Annotated in this window: 17 protein-coding genes; 6 read left to right on the forward strand and 11 right to left on the reverse strand. The window is 72.6% G+C overall.

Annotated elements, in window-relative coordinates:
• Nucleotides 1–23 precede the first annotated feature (23 nt).
• Both EDF21_RS06225 and EDF21_RS06230 read left to right on the forward strand, forming a co-directional pair.
• Entirely contained in the window at nucleotides 24–221 is a 198-nt protein-coding gene (locus tag EDF21_RS06225) for a hypothetical protein (protein WP_054146271.1), read from the forward strand.
• A 61-nt stretch (nucleotides 222–282) separates the two neighbouring features.
• Entirely contained in the window at nucleotides 283–507 is a 225-nt protein-coding gene (locus EDF21_RS06230) for a hypothetical protein (protein WP_123570630.1), read from the forward strand.
• Between the two features lie 18 nt (nucleotides 508–525).
• Here the strand turns inward: EDF21_RS06230 and EDF21_RS06235 are convergent, their stop codons facing one another.
• The 9 genes from EDF21_RS06235 to EDF21_RS06270 all read right to left on the reverse strand — a co-directional run bounded on the left by EDF21_RS06235 (nucleotide 526) and on the right by EDF21_RS06270 (nucleotide 8692).
• Nucleotides 526–1377: an alpha/beta fold hydrolase gene (locus EDF21_RS06235; RefSeq protein ID WP_158612865.1), complete on the reverse strand. Its 852-nt coding sequence runs from the start codon at nucleotides 1375–1377 to the stop codon at nucleotides 526–528.
• Between the two features lie 126 nt (nucleotides 1378–1503).
• Entirely contained in the window at nucleotides 1504–2628 is a 1125-nt protein-coding gene (locus EDF21_RS06240) for an AI-2E family transporter (RefSeq protein WP_123570632.1), read from the reverse strand.
• Nucleotides 2629–2807: 179 nt separating this feature from the next.
• Nucleotides 2808–3407, reverse strand: coding sequence for a DUF3618 domain-containing protein (locus tag EDF21_RS06245; RefSeq protein WP_123570633.1), 600 nt, complete (start codon nucleotides 3405–3407; stop codon nucleotides 2808–2810).
• Nucleotides 3404–3838 (reverse strand): phage holin family protein, encoded by a 435-nt coding sequence (locus EDF21_RS06250; protein WP_233568373.1) that lies wholly within the window; start codon nucleotides 3836–3838, stop codon nucleotides 3404–3406. The genes EDF21_RS06245 and EDF21_RS06250 overlap by 4 nt, the downstream gene beginning before the upstream one ends.
• On the reverse strand, nucleotides 3835–4797 hold the full coding sequence (locus tag EDF21_RS06255; protein WP_123570634.1) for a hypothetical protein: 963 nt from the start codon (nucleotides 4795–4797) through the stop codon (nucleotides 3835–3837). The genes EDF21_RS06250 and EDF21_RS06255 overlap by 4 nt, the downstream gene beginning before the upstream one ends.
• Before the next feature lie 240 nt (nucleotides 4798–5037).
• Complete coding sequence (locus EDF21_RS16675; RefSeq protein WP_158612866.1) at nucleotides 5038–5193, reverse strand: hypothetical protein; 156 nt, start codon at nucleotides 5191–5193, stop codon at nucleotides 5038–5040.
• A gap of 36 nt (nucleotides 5194–5229) precedes the next feature.
• Nucleotides 5230–5502: a hypothetical protein gene (locus EDF21_RS06260; RefSeq protein ID WP_123570635.1), complete on the reverse strand. Its 273-nt coding sequence runs from the start codon at nucleotides 5500–5502 to the stop codon at nucleotides 5230–5232.
• A gap of 2 nt (nucleotides 5503–5504) precedes the next feature.
• Entirely contained in the window at nucleotides 5505–6665 is a 1161-nt protein-coding gene (locus tag EDF21_RS06265; RefSeq protein WP_123570636.1) for an inorganic phosphate transporter, read from the reverse strand.
• 437 nt (nucleotides 6666–7102) lie between these two features.
• The gene (locus EDF21_RS06270; RefSeq protein WP_158612867.1) at nucleotides 7103–8692 is read right to left on the reverse strand and encodes an exonuclease domain-containing protein; all 1590 of its coding nucleotides are present in this window, start codon (nucleotides 8690–8692) and stop codon (nucleotides 7103–7105) included.
• 154 nt (nucleotides 8693–8846) lie between these two features.
• Here EDF21_RS06270 and EDF21_RS06275 point away from each other — a divergent pair, with 154 nt between their 5' ends.
• The 4 genes from EDF21_RS06275 to EDF21_RS06290 all read left to right on the forward strand — a co-directional run bounded on the left by EDF21_RS06275 (nucleotide 8847) and on the right by EDF21_RS06290 (nucleotide 13029).
• Nucleotides 8847–9554, forward strand: coding sequence for an MOSC domain-containing protein (locus EDF21_RS06275; RefSeq protein WP_123570638.1), 708 nt, complete (start codon nucleotides 8847–8849; stop codon nucleotides 9552–9554).
• Between the two features lie 71 nt (nucleotides 9555–9625).
• Nucleotides 9626–9982 (forward strand): PRC-barrel domain-containing protein, encoded by a 357-nt coding sequence (locus tag EDF21_RS06280; protein WP_043596802.1) that lies wholly within the window; start codon nucleotides 9626–9628, stop codon nucleotides 9980–9982.
• Nucleotides 9983–10255: 273 nt separating this feature from the next.
• Nucleotides 10256–11764 (forward strand): MFS transporter, encoded by a 1509-nt coding sequence (locus tag EDF21_RS06285; RefSeq protein WP_123570639.1) that lies wholly within the window; start codon nucleotides 10256–10258, stop codon nucleotides 11762–11764.
• Nucleotides 11765–11859: 95 nt separating this feature from the next.
• Nucleotides 11860–13029: an acyltransferase gene (locus EDF21_RS06290; protein WP_123570640.1), complete on the forward strand. Its 1170-nt coding sequence runs from the start codon at nucleotides 11860–11862 to the stop codon at nucleotides 13027–13029.
• A 45-nt stretch (nucleotides 13030–13074) separates the two neighbouring features.
• On the opposite strand, the gene EDF21_RS06295 is transcribed toward EDF21_RS06290, so the two are convergent.
• Together EDF21_RS06295 and EDF21_RS06300 are read right to left on the reverse strand one after the other, a co-directional pair.
• Nucleotides 13075–13677, reverse strand: a complete 603-nt coding sequence (locus tag EDF21_RS06295) for a response regulator transcription factor (protein WP_123570641.1) — start codon at nucleotides 13675–13677, stop codon at nucleotides 13075–13077.
• Nucleotides 13674–14900, reverse strand: a complete 1227-nt coding sequence (locus EDF21_RS06300; RefSeq protein ID WP_123570642.1) for a sensor histidine kinase — start codon at nucleotides 14898–14900, stop codon at nucleotides 13674–13676. Before EDF21_RS06300 ends, EDF21_RS06295 begins: the two co-directional genes overlap by 4 nt.
• Between the last annotated feature and the right edge of the window lie 78 nt (nucleotides 14901–14978).

Consider the following 14978-nt stretch of genomic DNA (forward strand, 5'->3'; position numbering starts at 1 on the left):
CCCGTGGGCGTAGCGTCCGGTGCATGAGCGACGAGAAGCAGACCGAACCCGTCATGGACGGGGCCACCGAGGCGACCGACCACGAGAAGCTGAGCGGCCTGATCGAACAGGTCGAGGCCGACCACGGCGACGAGGGCGCGGCCTCGATGGCCGACCACCTCCGCGACCGCATGGACGAGACCGCGCAGGCCGACGAGAGCCCGGCGGACGCCGAGGAGTGAGTCCCGGGGCTCCACCGCGAGGTGGAGCCCTCCGGCCCCGGTCGTGACCTAGCGTCGAGGGATGTACTCCAACGGCTTCTCCCTCGTCGGCGTCCTCTACCCCGTCTTCTTCGTGGTGGTGTTCGCCTTGGCCGTCACGCTGGCCGTGCTCCTGATCAGGACCCTGCTCTGGGTGATCCGGGCACTGACGGCCTACACGCGAGAACGAGAACTCCGCATCGACCTGCTGCTCGCCGGTGACGACGACCCGGCCGGCCCGTCGGCACCCGGCGGTCCCGCGATCTGACGACCAGGAGGCGCGGGTTCAGTTCCCGACGCCCGCGACGACCTCGCGGACGAGGTCGGCCACCAGCCCGGGCCGTTCGAGACCCGGCAGATGGGCGACGCCGGGCAGCACCCGACCCGGTCCCTGCCCGAGACGTCGAGCCGTCTCGGCGTAGAACGGCTCGTCGGCGGGGATGTCGAGCGCGCCCCAGGTCGCCAGGACCGGCGTCGCGACCTCGCCGAGGCGGCTCCACGTGTCGAGCCCGGCGTCTCCGGCCCCGTCCGGTGCGGCGACCTCGAGGATGCGGGCGTTCATCCGCTCGAAGAGTTCGCGGGGGGCACCCGTGACGCGGCCGCTCCGCGCCGCAGGACCGTCGAGCCAGAGGTGGGCCAGCAGACGGACCTGCGCCTCGACGTCGCCGCTGCCGGACGCCTCGTCGAGGGCCTCCATCAGCGGACCCGACGCCGGGTCGGGGGTCCAGTCGAACGGGGTGTCGTCGTCGGTCATGCCGCTGACCGCGGCACCGATCAGCAGCACGCCCGCCACGCGCTCGGGTGCGGTCACGGCCAGGTCGAGGGCGAGCGCACCGCCCATCGAGTTCCCGACGACGAACGCCCGCCCGACGCCCAGCCGGTCGAGCAGCTCGACGAGGTCGGCCAGGTGCGTGGCGTCGCCGTCGGCCGCGGAGGCCGGGCTCTCGCCGAACCCCCGGCGGTCGTGGGCCACCAGGTCGAGCCCGTCGGCCGCGAGTTCGTCGGCGACGCCCGTCCAGCACCGGCGGTCGGCGACGCCGGCGTGCAACAGCACCACGGTCGGGCCCTCGCCCCGCCACCGGGTGGCCGCCAGGGCGGTGCCGTCCGACAGGGTCACGTCCGCGCGTTCGCCGCTCATGTCCGCCACGGTAGCGCCCCGCCGTGCCCTTGCGCAGACCCGCATGCCGCCGCTCGGACGGCCTGACGGCCTGACGGCCTGACGGCCCGACGGCCCGGACGACCCGACGGTCTGGACCCGGACCGTCTAGACCCGCTGCTGGCGAGGCACGACGACCCGCTCGAAGACGACCACTCCGGCCGTCGCGATCGGGATCGCCACGAGGGCACCGAGGACGCCGCCGAGCGCCCCTCCCCCGAAGGCCGCCACGATGACGAGGGCGCCGGGCACCGCCACGGCCTTGGACATCACCCGTGGGGTCAGCACGTAGGCCTCGACCTGGGCGTAGACGAGCAGCACGATGCCGACGACGATCGCGGTGACCGGCGAGACCGTGATCGTGGCGGCGATGATGATCGCATAGGCCACGACCGTGCCGACCACGGGGATCAGTGCGCCCAGGAACGCGAGGGTCGCGAAGAGCACCGGCACCGGTCCGCCGGCGATCGTCAGCACGATGAAGACGAACACGGCGTTGACGGCGGCGAGCGCGACCTGCCCGGCGACGTAGCGGCCGACCGACAGGAAGATCTCGTCCGAGATGCTCATGACGTTCTCGCGGTGGCTGCGGGGCACGGCGCGGCTGAGCGAGCGCAGCATCTGCGGGAGGGTGATCGCGAAGTAGAGGGTGAGGATCGCGACCACGATCACCGCGGTGATGGCGTTGGTGATCCCCTGGCCGACGGCGAGCAGGCCTCCGCCGAGGGCGAGCAACTGGTCGGGGTCGAGCAGGTACGAGGTGACGGCGCCGACCGCGTCGTCGACGTCGACGTCGAACCCGACGGTCTCGACGGCCTGCTGCACCCAGGGCTGGCGCGAGAGCTCCTGCAGGGCGGCGGGGGCCGTCTGCACGACGTGCCCGATCTGCTCGATCAGCGCGGGCACGACGGCCGCGACGATGCCCACGACGACCCCGACGACCAGCACGACGGCGACGACGACGCCGACCCAGCGCGGGGCGCCGGCGCGCGCGAGGCGTCGGACGACCGGCTCGAAGGCGAGCGCGAGGAAGAACGCGAGGCCGATGTAGACGAGGATCGTCGACAGGGCCATGAGGGCGACGATGATGCCGACGCCGAGCCCTCCGCCGAGGGTCGCGATGAGGCCGAACCGGAAGGCGCCGGGGCGCTGCATCGGGCTGGGGGGTGTGGCGGTCTGCGTGGCCGTACCGGCCGATCGACGCACGAGACGGGCGCGGGGTGACGAGGGCATCCGACCATCCTGACCTGCTCGAGCCGATCGAGGCCACGCCGACCCCGGTCGGCCGCGGTCCGAGTCGCACGATCACTCCATCGGCAGGGAGCTCCTCCGCGCGGTCACGTGCGAAGGCCCGCCCCGACTCTCGTCGGGACGGGCCTGTCTGCGTCCGTCGGGACGCGGGCCGCGAGGGGTCAGGCTCCCTGCACGTTCTCCTTCGACTGCTGGGCGCTGTCCTTCACGTCGCCCGCGGCGCTCGAGGCGTCGTCCTTCACGGTCGAGGCGGCGTCCTGCGCCGTGCCCTTGACCGAGGCGAACGCCTCCTGGGCGGGCTCCTTCAGGTTCGACGCCACGTCCTGCGCCGCACCCTTGACCGAGTCGATGGCCGGGCCCGCTGCGTCCTTGGCGTCGGAGACGAGCTCCTTCTCCTTGTCCGAGGCGGGGATCAAGGACGACACGAGCCAGCCGGCTCCGAAGGCGATGAGGCCGACGGCGAGCGGGTTGCCCTTCGCCTTGCGCACGGCCGCCGACGAGGCGTCCGAGACGCTGCCCGCGGCGTCGTGACCGGCGCCCGAGGTCGTCGAGGCCGCATCGTGCGCCGCACCCATGACCGACTCCTTGACGCCCGAGAAGCGGCTCTTCACCTTCTCGGTCTGACGATGCGCGATGCTCGACGGGTTCACCTTGTCGGCGAGCGCGTCGACGTCGTTGCCGAGTCCGGCGCGCGTGCGCTCGATCTCGGCGCGGATCTCGTCGGGCGTGCGGCTGCTGCCGTTCTGGTCGGTGGTGCTCATGCGGTGCCTCCAGGCGTGACGGTCTCGGGGATCTTCTTGAGGGAGTCGACCGTCTTCGGTGCCCCCTTGATGCTCTTCAGTTCTTTCCTCCCGCGCAGGAACAGCACGAGGGCGACGATCGCGTAGACGACCGCGATGATCAGCGACGACCAGCCGAGGCCGATCAGCACGCCGAGGCCCCACATGGCGGCCAGCGAGACGAACAGCAGGGCGAAGAGGCCGGTGAGACCCGCTCCGCCGAACATGCCCGCACCCTTGCCGGCTTTCTTGGCCGACTCGGTGAGCTCGGCCTTGGCCAGCTCGACCTCTTGGCGGAAGAGGGTCGAGATGTCACCGGTCACGCCGGAGAGCAGGTCGCCGAGCGACGTGGTCGCGGCCTTCTCCTCCGGGGCGGGAGGCGTCGCCACGGGCTCGCGGAACGGGTCGCTCACGCGCGCGTCCCCGAGGTGCCGGGCCACGTCGTGGGCACGCTGGAGTCGGGCGTCGACGTGCCGACGCCGGGGACGTCGCCCTCGGTGACGACGTCGTACTCACCGGCCACGGGGCCGACGTCACCCACGAGACGGCTCGGCGCGGCGGCGGACGCAGGAGGCGCGGGCCGGCTCGCCGCACCTCCGGCGTCTCCGGTCGTGGCGGCGTGCTCGTCCCCGGCCTCGGCCGTCAGCGACTTGACGACGCGTCCGGCGAGCAGGCCGGAGACCGCGGCGATGGCGATGAACGTGCCGGGCTTGCGCGCCGCGTACGACTTCACGTCGTCGAGCAGGCTGCCCGGGTCGCGACCCTCGAGCCAACCGGCGACGCCGTGGGCGCGACCGGACAGGTTGCGGACCAGCTCGCCCGCGATGCCGCTGTCGGCGGAGTCGGCCATCGAGCCGAGCTGGTCGCCGACCTGGCGGAGGCCTGCCGCGGCCTTCTCCTGTTGGGCGCCGGCCTGCTCCTTGAGCTCGCCCGTCGCCTGGCCGAAGAGCTGCTTGGCCTGGCCGCCGGCCTCGGAAGCGACCTTGGAGACCTGCTCCTTGGCACTGCCCGCGACGTCGGAGGCCGCGGACTTCGCGTCGTCCGCGACGCCGGCCGCCTCGTCCTTCGCTGCGCCGGCCTTGGCCTTCGCGGTGTCGGCGGCGCCGGTGCCGGTGCCGGCGTCGTTGCCGGTGTGGTCGTGCCCGAGGTGCTCCTCGACGACCGGGGCCGCGGTCGCGCTGAAGTCGCTCGCCGTCGCGTCGGGGTCGGTGATGTCGGCGTACGCGCCGACCTGGTCGCCCAGGTCAGTCACGGCGTCGTCGCGGCGCAGGTGGTCGTGCCCGGAGGCGGCACCGCGAAGCGGCTGCCCCTCGGAGGTGGTGTCGTAGACCGCGGTGGACGGGTCTCCGTCGTAGCGTTCGTCGTCGCTCATGTCGTGCCTCTCGGATCGTCGGCGACCGTCCGGGTGACGGTCGTGATCGGGGTAGGACCTGTCACTCTGTCCCTCTCCCGAGGGGCGGTGACCGCACATGGTGAAAACGCGACGGGGGGTTGACACGGGCTGGCCGGCAGGGTCGTTTTCGGGACGGATCGTGTCGGGGAAACGCGACATGCCGCCCACGTTCGCACGTGAGCGGCATGTCGTGACCTGTCGGGGCCGGAGCCCGGGCGACTAGCTGTCCTTGCCGTCCGAGACCTCGCTGTCGTCGCTCTGCTCGGAGTCGTCGACGAGGCCCTGCTTCGACCCGTCGGCCAGGTCTTCGACGTACTTCTTGTCGTCTTCGGTCATGTCGGTCGAACCGTCGGGGATGCCGTTGTCGTTGGTCATGCCCGCACCATACTCGCCGGCCCGCCGACCGGGCCGTCAGTGGAACTGGGGGACGATCAGCCACAGTCCGACGAGCACGGCAGCGATCCCCACGGCGAAGCACAGCCCGCCGGCGACCGTGGCGCCCAGCGGTCTCGACCGCGACGGTCCCCCGCTCGGGACGGCGGCACCGGCCCCGCCGTCGGACTCGACGGCGCCGTCCGCGAACAGACGGACCCCCGTCGCGAACGCGGTGACGATGACGGCGGTTGCGGCGAGCGCGGTCGCGAAGACCACGACGAAGGCGCCCCAGTCGACTCCCAAGAACATGGTCACTCCCCTCGTCCGCGGCTCGCGCCGACCCGTTCGGCGGCCGGCGCCTCGTCGCTGTCGTTGACGGTCTCGTGGGTCACCGGGTGCCGTCGGGCGAGGAGGGCGAAGGCGAGCCCACCGGCCAGGGCGAGCACCGCGACCACCACCAGGCCCGCCGTGCTCGAACTGGCCAGCCAGGCCGAGAGCCCTCCGACCAGCGCGGCGGCCGGCAGGGTCACCACCCAGGCCGAGGCGATCCTGCCGACGACGCCCCAGTGCACCGTGGCGAGCTTCTTGCCCAGCCCTGCCCCGACGATGGACCCCGACGTCACCTGGGTCGTCGACAGGGCGAACCCGAGGTGGGACGAGATCAGGATGGTCGCGGCCGAGCTCGTCTCGGCCGCGAACCCCTGCGGGGCCTGGACGTCAGTGATGCGCTTGCCCACGGTGCGCATGATGCGCCAGCCCCCGAGGTAGGTGCCGAGCGCGATGGCGAGGCCACAGGCGAGGACCACCCAGAGCTGCGGGGCGCTGCCGGCACCCTGGTAGCCGGCGGCGATCAGGGTCAGCGTGATGACGCCCATCGTCTTCTGGGCGTCGTTCGTGCCGTGGGCGAGCGAGACCAGGGAGGCGCTGATCGTCTGCCCGTGCCGGAAGCCGGCGGTGGACCCCCGCAGGGTGGCCTGCCGCGTGATCCGGTAGGCCACGTAGGTGGCGACGAGGGCGACCACGCCCGCCACGACGGGCGAGATCAGGGCCGGCAGGACGACCTTCGACAGGACCACGCCGAAGTCGACGGCCCCCACGCCGGCACCGATGACCGCGGCCCCGATCAGGCCGCCGAAGAGGGCGTGCGACGAGCTGGACGGCAGCCCGAGGTACCAGGTGGCGAGGTTCCAGATGACGGCTCCCACGAGACCGGCGAAGATCATGACCGGTGTCACCTGCACCCCGCCGTCTCCCTCGCGGATGATGCCGTTCGAGACGGTGCTCGCGACCTCGGTCGAGAGGAACGCACCCACCAGGTTGAGGACGGCCGAGATGAGGACGGCGACCTTCGGCTTGAGGGCACCGGTGGCGACCGAGGTGGCCATGGCGTTGGCCGTGTCGTGGAAGCCGTTCGTGAAGTCGAAGACCAGCGCGATCACGACCACGAGCACCACGGTGACGAACACGTCCATCGGTACCGCCCTCCGGGACCCTCGCCGGTCACCGACCGATGACCGCGGCACGATGGCCCCGGTGCGACGCTAGGCCTCGTGGACGCGCTCGAAGATGAACGCCGAAGGAATCTTGCACATCATGCAAATGGACCGGAGGGCTCGGTGCCCACCACCGTCGGGACCGGCCGTTCCGCTAGGCGCAGCCCCGCGAGGCGCGTACGGTGGGCGTAGGCAGCCCCAGCTCCCGGTCGCCGTCCTCCCGCACCTCGGGAGGTGGTCCGACCGGAGGCACCGAGCACCCCGACCCGACGGACCCCATGGCACGCACCACCCTCCCCGAGACCGCACCCGAGCAACTGACCGAGTGGCCGTCGCTCGACAGCGACGACCACTTCACGGACGATCCCGCCCTCTAAGGAGCGATCCCCCACGGGGCATCCCGCGCCTCCTCGGCGTCAGGCCGCCGTGCGTGACCGACGCGAGCGGGCCAGGACGAACGGCAACTGCGTCTCGTCGACGACGGGCACCCCGTAACGGAGGGCCTTGCGGACTTTGCCCGATGCGCAGGCGACGTCCGCGGCGACGACCAGCGACGTCTCGGTCGTGACCGCCGGCCAGACGACCAACCCGGCACGTTCGAGCGTCCGCACGAGGGCGTCCCTCTCCTGGCTGAGCGATCCGGTCAGCGCGACGTGTGCGCCGGGTGCCAGCGGACCGACGTCGGGCCGGGCCAGGGACGGCGTGCGGGGTTCCGGTGCCGCTCCGAGGGACTCGTCGAGCCCCTCGATGACCTCGAACTCGTCGAGCTCGTCGTCCTCCGCCGGACGGGGCGCGCGCTCGAGCACGGACGGCACGAGAGCCGCGTCGCGCCGGTGCGGGGCGATGCCGAGCATCTCGGCGACCGCGTCCACCTGCCGCCGTTCGTCGTCCGAGAGCACGTCGTGCGCCCAGACGGTCGAGACGAGGGAGGCGAAGTAGCGGTCGTGCACGAGCGCACGGGACAGGTCGTCGAGGTCGAGCTCGGCGGCGAGGGTCGCGAGGTTCCCGGCCTCGTCCCTCGAGAGGTAGCCGTCGGACAGTGCCTTGTCGAGCATCGCCGCGTACTGGTCCTGACGACGGTCGAGGCCGAGCTGGGGCAGCAGCTCGGTCGCCCGCTCGAGGAAGCGCGGCTCGGTGGGCGCCGGCTCGACGGACAGGCCGTAGACGTCGCGATCGAGGTCGAGGTCGACGGGACCCGCGAGGTGCGTGCCGCCCGCGGGGCTCGCCGGGGGCACCGCCGCCGGAGCCGTGGGCCCCACGGCGCCGGACGCCGAGAGGACGGCGGAGGGGGCGGGCGCGAGGTCGCGCACCCGGGCGACACGGCGCCGGGCCCGCCAGGCCGCGCGGCCGGGGACGTGGCCTCCGTCGTCGGCGCCACCCGCGCCTCCTGCGTACCGGGGGTGCGGCGTGGACCGCGGGGTCTCGGCCGTCGGCCACTGCTGCAGGGCGGCGTAGCGGCCCCAGTCCTGCCACCAGGCCGACTGGGCGTCACCCATGCGCAGGTAGGCGGACAGCAGCTGGGCGGTCGCCGCCGCGTCGCCGAGCGACTCGTGGGCGACGGAGAGGTCGACGTCGATGGCCGCGCAGCAGTCGGCGAGCGTGCGGCCGGCGCCGGGCAGGTACGTGGGGGCGAGCTTCATCGTGCAGAGTGCGCCCGACCCGTCGGTCCCGAGCGGCGACACCAACCCGAGGCGCGCGAACTCGGCGGCCAGGAACTGCGCCTCGAAGCGGGCGTTGTGCGCGACGACGACGCGTCCGCGCAGGCGGTCGCAGAGGTCGTCGACGACGTGCTCGAACCGGGGTGCACCGCGGACGTCCGCGCTGCGGAGCCCGTGGACGTGGATGGGCCCGAGGTCCCGCGAGGGGTCGACGACGGTCTCGAACGACGCCTCGACCTCACCGTGGACGTCGAGGTGCACGATGCCGATCTCGATCACCCGATGGTGTCGCCCGGGCCAGAGACCCGTCGTCTCGACGTCGATGACCGCGTAGCCGCCGTGAACCATGTCATCCCTTTCGTCGGGGCGAGCCTGGCAGGTTGCCCGATGGGCATCCAGCCCGCAATCGGGTGACACCCGTCGTGGGGCGGTGGGGGGACGCGGGGTCAGGAGGCGCGGCTCGGTGCTTCCCGTCGGTCCCGTCGTCCGCCACGATGGGGGCATGACCGCCGCCCCCGCCTCCGTCACCGCCGCGACCGCCTCCGTCACGGCCCCGACCGCGTCCGTCACGGCCGTCTGCCGGGTGTCGGCCCTGCTGCCCGACTCGGGCACGATCGGCGTGACCGCCATCGACAAGCGCCCCGTGGACGGGCCCGTCCACGTGCGCCCCCTCGGCCTCCGCGCCGACGTGCAGGCCGACCGCAAGCACCACGGCGGGATCGACCAGGCGGTGTACGCCTTCGCCGACGAGGACGCCGCCCACTTCGCCGAGCTGCTCGGCCGCGAGGTGGTGCCGGGGCTGTTCGGCGAGAACCTGCGGACGTCCGGGGTCGACGTCACCGGCGCGGTGATCGGCGAACGCTGGGCCGTGGGCGGCACCCTCGTGCTCGAGGTCACGAAGCCTCGCGTCCCGTGCGGCACGTTCGCCCGCCGACTCGGCGAGGCCATGTGGGTCAAGCGGTTCTATGCGGAGGGCCGCCCCGGCACCTACCTGCGGGTGGTGAAGGCGGGGCCCGTCCAGGCGGGTGACGGCGTCACGGTGCTGTCACGACCGTCGCACGGGGTGACGATCGGCGAGGCCTTCACGGGGCTCCGGCCCGACCGGGCCGAGGCCCTCCTCGCGGCCGTCGACGGACCCGACCGCCTGAGGCTCACCGACGAGGTCCGGGGCTTCGCCGAGAAGGCCCTGCGAGGGCGCGTCCCCGCCTGAGCGCCGGCACGCACGCTCCACTAGCCTCGACCGAGAGGGCCCGGACGGGGCCCGCGCCAGAGGAGGCACCCATGTTCGAAGCCGAGAACATCCGCGACTGGATCGGCATGCCGGTCGTCGACCCCGACGGCGACAAGGTCGGCTCGCTCGAGAGCATCTACTTCGACACCGCCGCCGACCAGCCCGCCTTCGCCACCGTGACCGCCGGACTGCTCGGCCGCTCGCGCCTGGTCTTCGTGCCGCTGCAGGGTGCCGTCGTCGCCCCCAAGCACCTCAAGGTGCAGTTCGCGAAGAAGCTCGTCAAGGACGCCCCGTCGATCGAGACCGACGGCGAGCTCGAGGCAGCCCGCGAGCCCGCCGTGTTCGAGCACTACGGCCTCGTGTACCAGACCGGTGCGGCCGGCGAACGCCGTCTCGGCCGCCGCTGACCGCCGCCGTTCCCGACCGCGAAGGGCCCCGCCGCATCGGCGGGGCCCTTCGGCGTCCGTTCCGGCGATGGTGCGCGCACGAGTGCAGAACGTGCAAAAATCAGGAGGCGCGGGTCGGTGACCCGCGCCTCCTGCGTCGTGCGCCCGCCCCGACGCCGCCGCCACGTGCTCCGGCCTCGTGCCGCCCCTCCCCCTCGCCTCGCCCCCGTCGCCTCGCCCCACGCCCCCTTCGCCTCGCCTCACGGCCCGTGCCGCTGCCCGAAAGGCCACCCCATGACCCACGCCCCCGCCCCGACCGGCGCCTCGTCGCCGTCCTCCCCCGGAGCGGGCCCCGGCCAGCCCGCCGGGGTGCCGCGTCACGCCTGGTACGCCCTCGTCGCCCTGCTCCTGGGCATGTTCATCGCCCTGCTCGACACGACGATCGTCAACGTCGCCCTGCCGACGATCCGCACGACGCTCGACGCCTCGGAGTCGACCCTGTCGTGGATCATCTCGGGGTACGCCCTCGCCTTCGGCCTCGCGTTGATCCCCGCCGGGCGCATCGGCGACCGCATCGGCCACAAGTGGGTCTACTTCACGGGAGTCCTGCTCTTCACGCTGGCGTCGCTCGCCTGTGGCCTCGCCCAGGACGACACCCAGCTCGTCGTGTTCCGCGTCGTGCAGGGCCTCGCCGGCGGCATCTTCGTGCCCGCCGTCACGGCGTTCATCCAGTTGCTGTTCCCCGGTCGCTCGCGGGGCAAGGCCTTCGCCATCATGGGTGCCGTGATCGGCGTCTCGTCGGCGCTCGGTCCGATCATCGGCGGCCTGATCATCCAGGCCTTCGGCGACGAGAACGGGTGGCGTCTCGTCTTCTACGTCAACCTGCCGTTCGGCATCATCACCCTCGTCGCCGCCGCCGTCCTGCTGCCCAAGCGCGACGAGTCGGTGCCCCGTCCCGACCGCGGGCTCGACTGGATCGGCCTCGTGCTGGTCTCGGGCGCCTTCGTCGCGCTGCTCGTCCCGCTGATCCAGGGGCAGGACGAGGGCTGGCCGCTCTGGACCTACCTGACCATCGCCGCCGGCGTCGTGCTGCTCGCCCTGTTCGGCCTGTGGGAGGTCGCGTACACGAAGCGCGGCAAGACCCCCCTCGTCCCGCCGAAGCTGTTCGCGCACCCGTCGTTCACCGGTGGCGTCGTGCTCGCGCTGGTCTACTTCGCGGCCTTCACCAGCATCTTCTTCACGATCTCGCTGCTCTGGCAGTCGGGGCTCGGCCACAGCGCGTTGGCCTCGGGCGCCGTGGCGATCCCGTTCGCGGTGGGCAGCATCATCAGCTCGTCGCAGAGCAACCGCATCGCCGCCCGGCTCGGTCGCGGCGTGCTGATCCTCGGCACGGCCCTCGTCACCATCGGCCTCACCTGGATGTGGCTCGTGCTCGTCACGGTCGACGCCTCCGATCTGACCAACTGGATGCTGCTGGTCCCGCTGCTGCTCGCCGGCCTCGGCAACGGCTTCTTCATCGCGCCGAACGTCCAGTTCATCGTCGCGACGGTCGACCGGCAGGACGCCGGCTCGGCCAGCGCCGTCATCTCGGCGATCCAGCGCATCGGGTCGGCCGTGGGCATCGCGATCATCGGCAGCGTGCTCTTCGGCACGCTGACCATCTCGGGCCGCACGCCGGCCGACGTCGCCACCGGCTTCACCGACGCGGCGGCCCACGCCATGCTCGTCAGCGCGATCTTCGCCCTGGCCTCGTTCGTGCTCGTGTTCGCCCTGCCGCGTCGCGTCCCGCAGCAGCGCGGATAGCGCCGTCCGGGCGCCGCCACGCGCGGGTGGGGCCGGGATGCGAACCCGGCCCCCTCGTTCGGGCGGCACCAAGGAAGGTGAGGCACACTGCAACGATGCCCTCAGCCCTGCCGACCACAGAGCCGACCGTCCGCCCGGTCTCGACGACCCGTCGAGACCGGGTGCTGCCGCTCGACGGCCTGCGCACGCTGGCCATCGCCCTCGTCGTGCTCTACCACCTGCACGTGCCGGGCTTCGGCAGCGGTTTCGTGGGCGTCAACGTCTTCTTCGTGCTGTCGGGCTACCTGATCACCACGTTGCTGCTGCGCGAGCACGCGTCGACGGGACGCATCCGGCTCGGCCGGTTCTGGGTCCGCCGCCTGCTGCGGCTCTACCCGACGCTGCTCGCCGTCGTCGTGGTGGGCGTCTCGCTGTGGTGGCTCGTGGGCGACTACCAGGGCTCGACCCTCGGCCCGATCGGTGCCGCCCTGATCGCCCTCACCTACACCGGCAACGTCGCCCGGGCGTTCTTCGACACCTCGCAGGGCGTCTTCGCGCCGATGTGGAGCCTGTCGATGGAAGAGCAGTTCTACCTCGTCTGGCCGCCGGTGCTGGTGCTGCTGCTCGCCGTCGCGGTCAGGCGCAAGGCCCTGGTCGCCGGCCTCTCGGTGGTCGTGGTCGCCTCGGCCGTCGCCACCTGGTTCCTCTACGACCGCCCGTCAGGCGGTGCGACCCCCGACATCTACTTCAGCCCCGTCCTCAACGTGGCCCCCCTGCTGATGGGCTGCGTGCTCGCGGTCGTCCTGCGGTCCGACCGCGTGCGGGCAGCCCTCGCCGGCCGCTGGGGAGCCCTCGCCACCTGGCTCGGATTCGCCGGGGTCGTGGGGTCGCTCTTCGTCATCGGATCGGGGTGGCAGCAGAGCGTCCTCACCTTCGCGGTCGCGTTGCCCGCCGTGGGCCTGGCCTCGATGCTCCTGATCGGTGGTCTCGTCACGGCGTCGTCCCCCGTCGCCTGGGTGCTGTCCCTGGCACCGGTCGCCTGGTTCGGACGGGCCGTCTCGTACCCGCTCTACCTCTGGCACGTCGTCTTCATCGCCCTCGTCGAACCGTACGTGCAGGGTGCGCTCGGCATCGTCCTCGTGCTCGCGGCGGCGATCGGCACGTCCGTTCTCTCGCACCACTTCGTGGAGAAACCGGCCCTCGCGCTGAAGGGCCGTTTCGAGCCCCGGGAGCCTCGCCGCGCCTCCTCGACCGTCTCACGCGACCGCGAGCTCACGAACGCCTGACGCCTGACTTCCGGCGCCTGACGCCTGACGCCAGGCGGGCCGGGGTCAGAGCCAGCCGCGCTCGCGCGCGACCCGGGCGGCGGTGTGCCGCGACGAACTGCCGGTCTTCTGCATCGCCGACGACAGGTAGTTGCGCACCGTGCCGGACGCGAGGTGCAGCCGGGCGCTGATCTCGCGCACCGAGAAGCCGTCGGTCGTCAGTCGCAGCGTGTCGAGCTCGCGCTCGGTCAGCGGGCAGTCGTCCATCATCGCCGAGGCCGAGATGTCGGCGTCGATGTAGCGGCGGCCGTCGTGCACCTGCACGATCACCCGTTCGAGCTCGTCGGGGTCGACCGACTTCGGCAGGAACCCCCGCACCCCGGCACGGAGGGCACGACGGAGCACGCCGGGGCGGCCGTGACGGGTCAGCAGCACGACCGCCTGGTCGGGTCGTCGACCCAGGATCGCGATCGCCGCGTCGATGCCGTCCATGCCGGGCATCTCGAGGTCGAGCAGCACGACGTCGGGCTCGTGGAGCGCGGCGAGGGCCACGGCCTCGGCACCGTCGGCGGCCTGGGCGACGACGGTGATCGTGTCGCTCAGGTCGAGCAGGGCGGCGATCGATCGACGCAGCAGGGTCTCATCGTCGGCGAGCAACACCCGGATCATGCGGGCCCCGTGCCGGTCGACGCTCCGGTCGACGCCCCGGTCGATGCCGCGGGAGCCGCCCCGACCCGTGTCACCGTCGTCCGGGGCGCTCCCCCGGTTCCCGTCGCGGCCGCCCTCGCATCGACCCGGAACCGGCCGTTCTCGAGCCGGGTGGTCACCGTGCCGCCGACCGCGGCGAACCTCTCGCCGAGGCGGGCGAGGCCGCTGAGGCCGCGCAGGGGCTCGGGGGCACCGTCGTTGACGACCTCGACCGACTCGGGGCCGAGCACGATGGAGACCCGCTCCGCCTGGGCGTGACGCAGCACGTTCGTGGTGGCCTCACGCACGACGTGGCCGAAGAGGTCGTCGGCCGGGTGACCGACGGGAGGGACGCCCGTGACCTCGAGCTCGATGCCCGCCGCCCGGATCAGTTCGGCCGAGTTGGCCAGTTCGCCGGCGAGCGTGAGCGTGCGTTCGCCGTAGGCCAGCCGACGGGTCTCGGCGATGGTCTGCACGATCAGCTGCTCGGCCTCGCGGAGGTGCCGTCGCGCGGCGGCGGGGTCGCGGTCCAGGGTCTTGTCGGCCAACTGCAGCTGCAGGCGACCGACGTGCAGGGCCTGCCCCTGGATGTCGTGCAGGTCGACCGAGAACCGGTACCGCTCGCGCATCACGGCGAGCTCGGACTGGGTCTCGCGGGCCGCGTCGATCTCGAGGTACAGGTCGAACCCGTAGCGGTTCAGCCGACAGATCCCGTAGAGCGACAGCAGGCCGATCACGACCACCGTCGACAGCCCCACGAGCGGTGCGGCCGCGTCGACCTCGACGACCACCACGGGCACGAGCGCCGCGACCACGGCGGCGACGACCCATCGCCAGGAGGCGGACGGGGGCGTCGTCGCCAGGTACCCGACGGTGAGGCCGAAGGGGAAGAGCAGCAGGGCGTTGTGCCCGCCGAGCGGGACCGCCAGCCAGACGAGGTACGAGACGACGAGACCGGCGACGGCCAACGGCACGGGTGGGCGGCGTTCCCAGAAGAACGAGTGGGCCGTGACGAGAGCCCCCGCGGCGCCGGAGGCCGCCACCAACCACCAGGAGGTGCCCTCGGCCACCAGCGTCACGACCAGGACGAGGGTGGTGAAGAGCGCGAGCGCCACGAACGACCACGTGACGTACCGCCGCATGCGCGCGAGCGGGGGCAGGTGGCCGCCCGGTCGAGGACGCACGGCCAGCGGGAGGTGGGGCATGCGACCACGCTAACGGAGGCCGCCGACGCACGGAGGTGCCCGATGTCACGGCCGAGCATGACCGATGTCACACGGCAC

Source organism: Frigoribacterium sp. PhB118 (genome assembly GCF_003751725.1).
Taxonomy (GTDB): Bacteria; Actinomycetota; Actinomycetes; order Actinomycetales; family Microbacteriaceae; genus Frigoribacterium.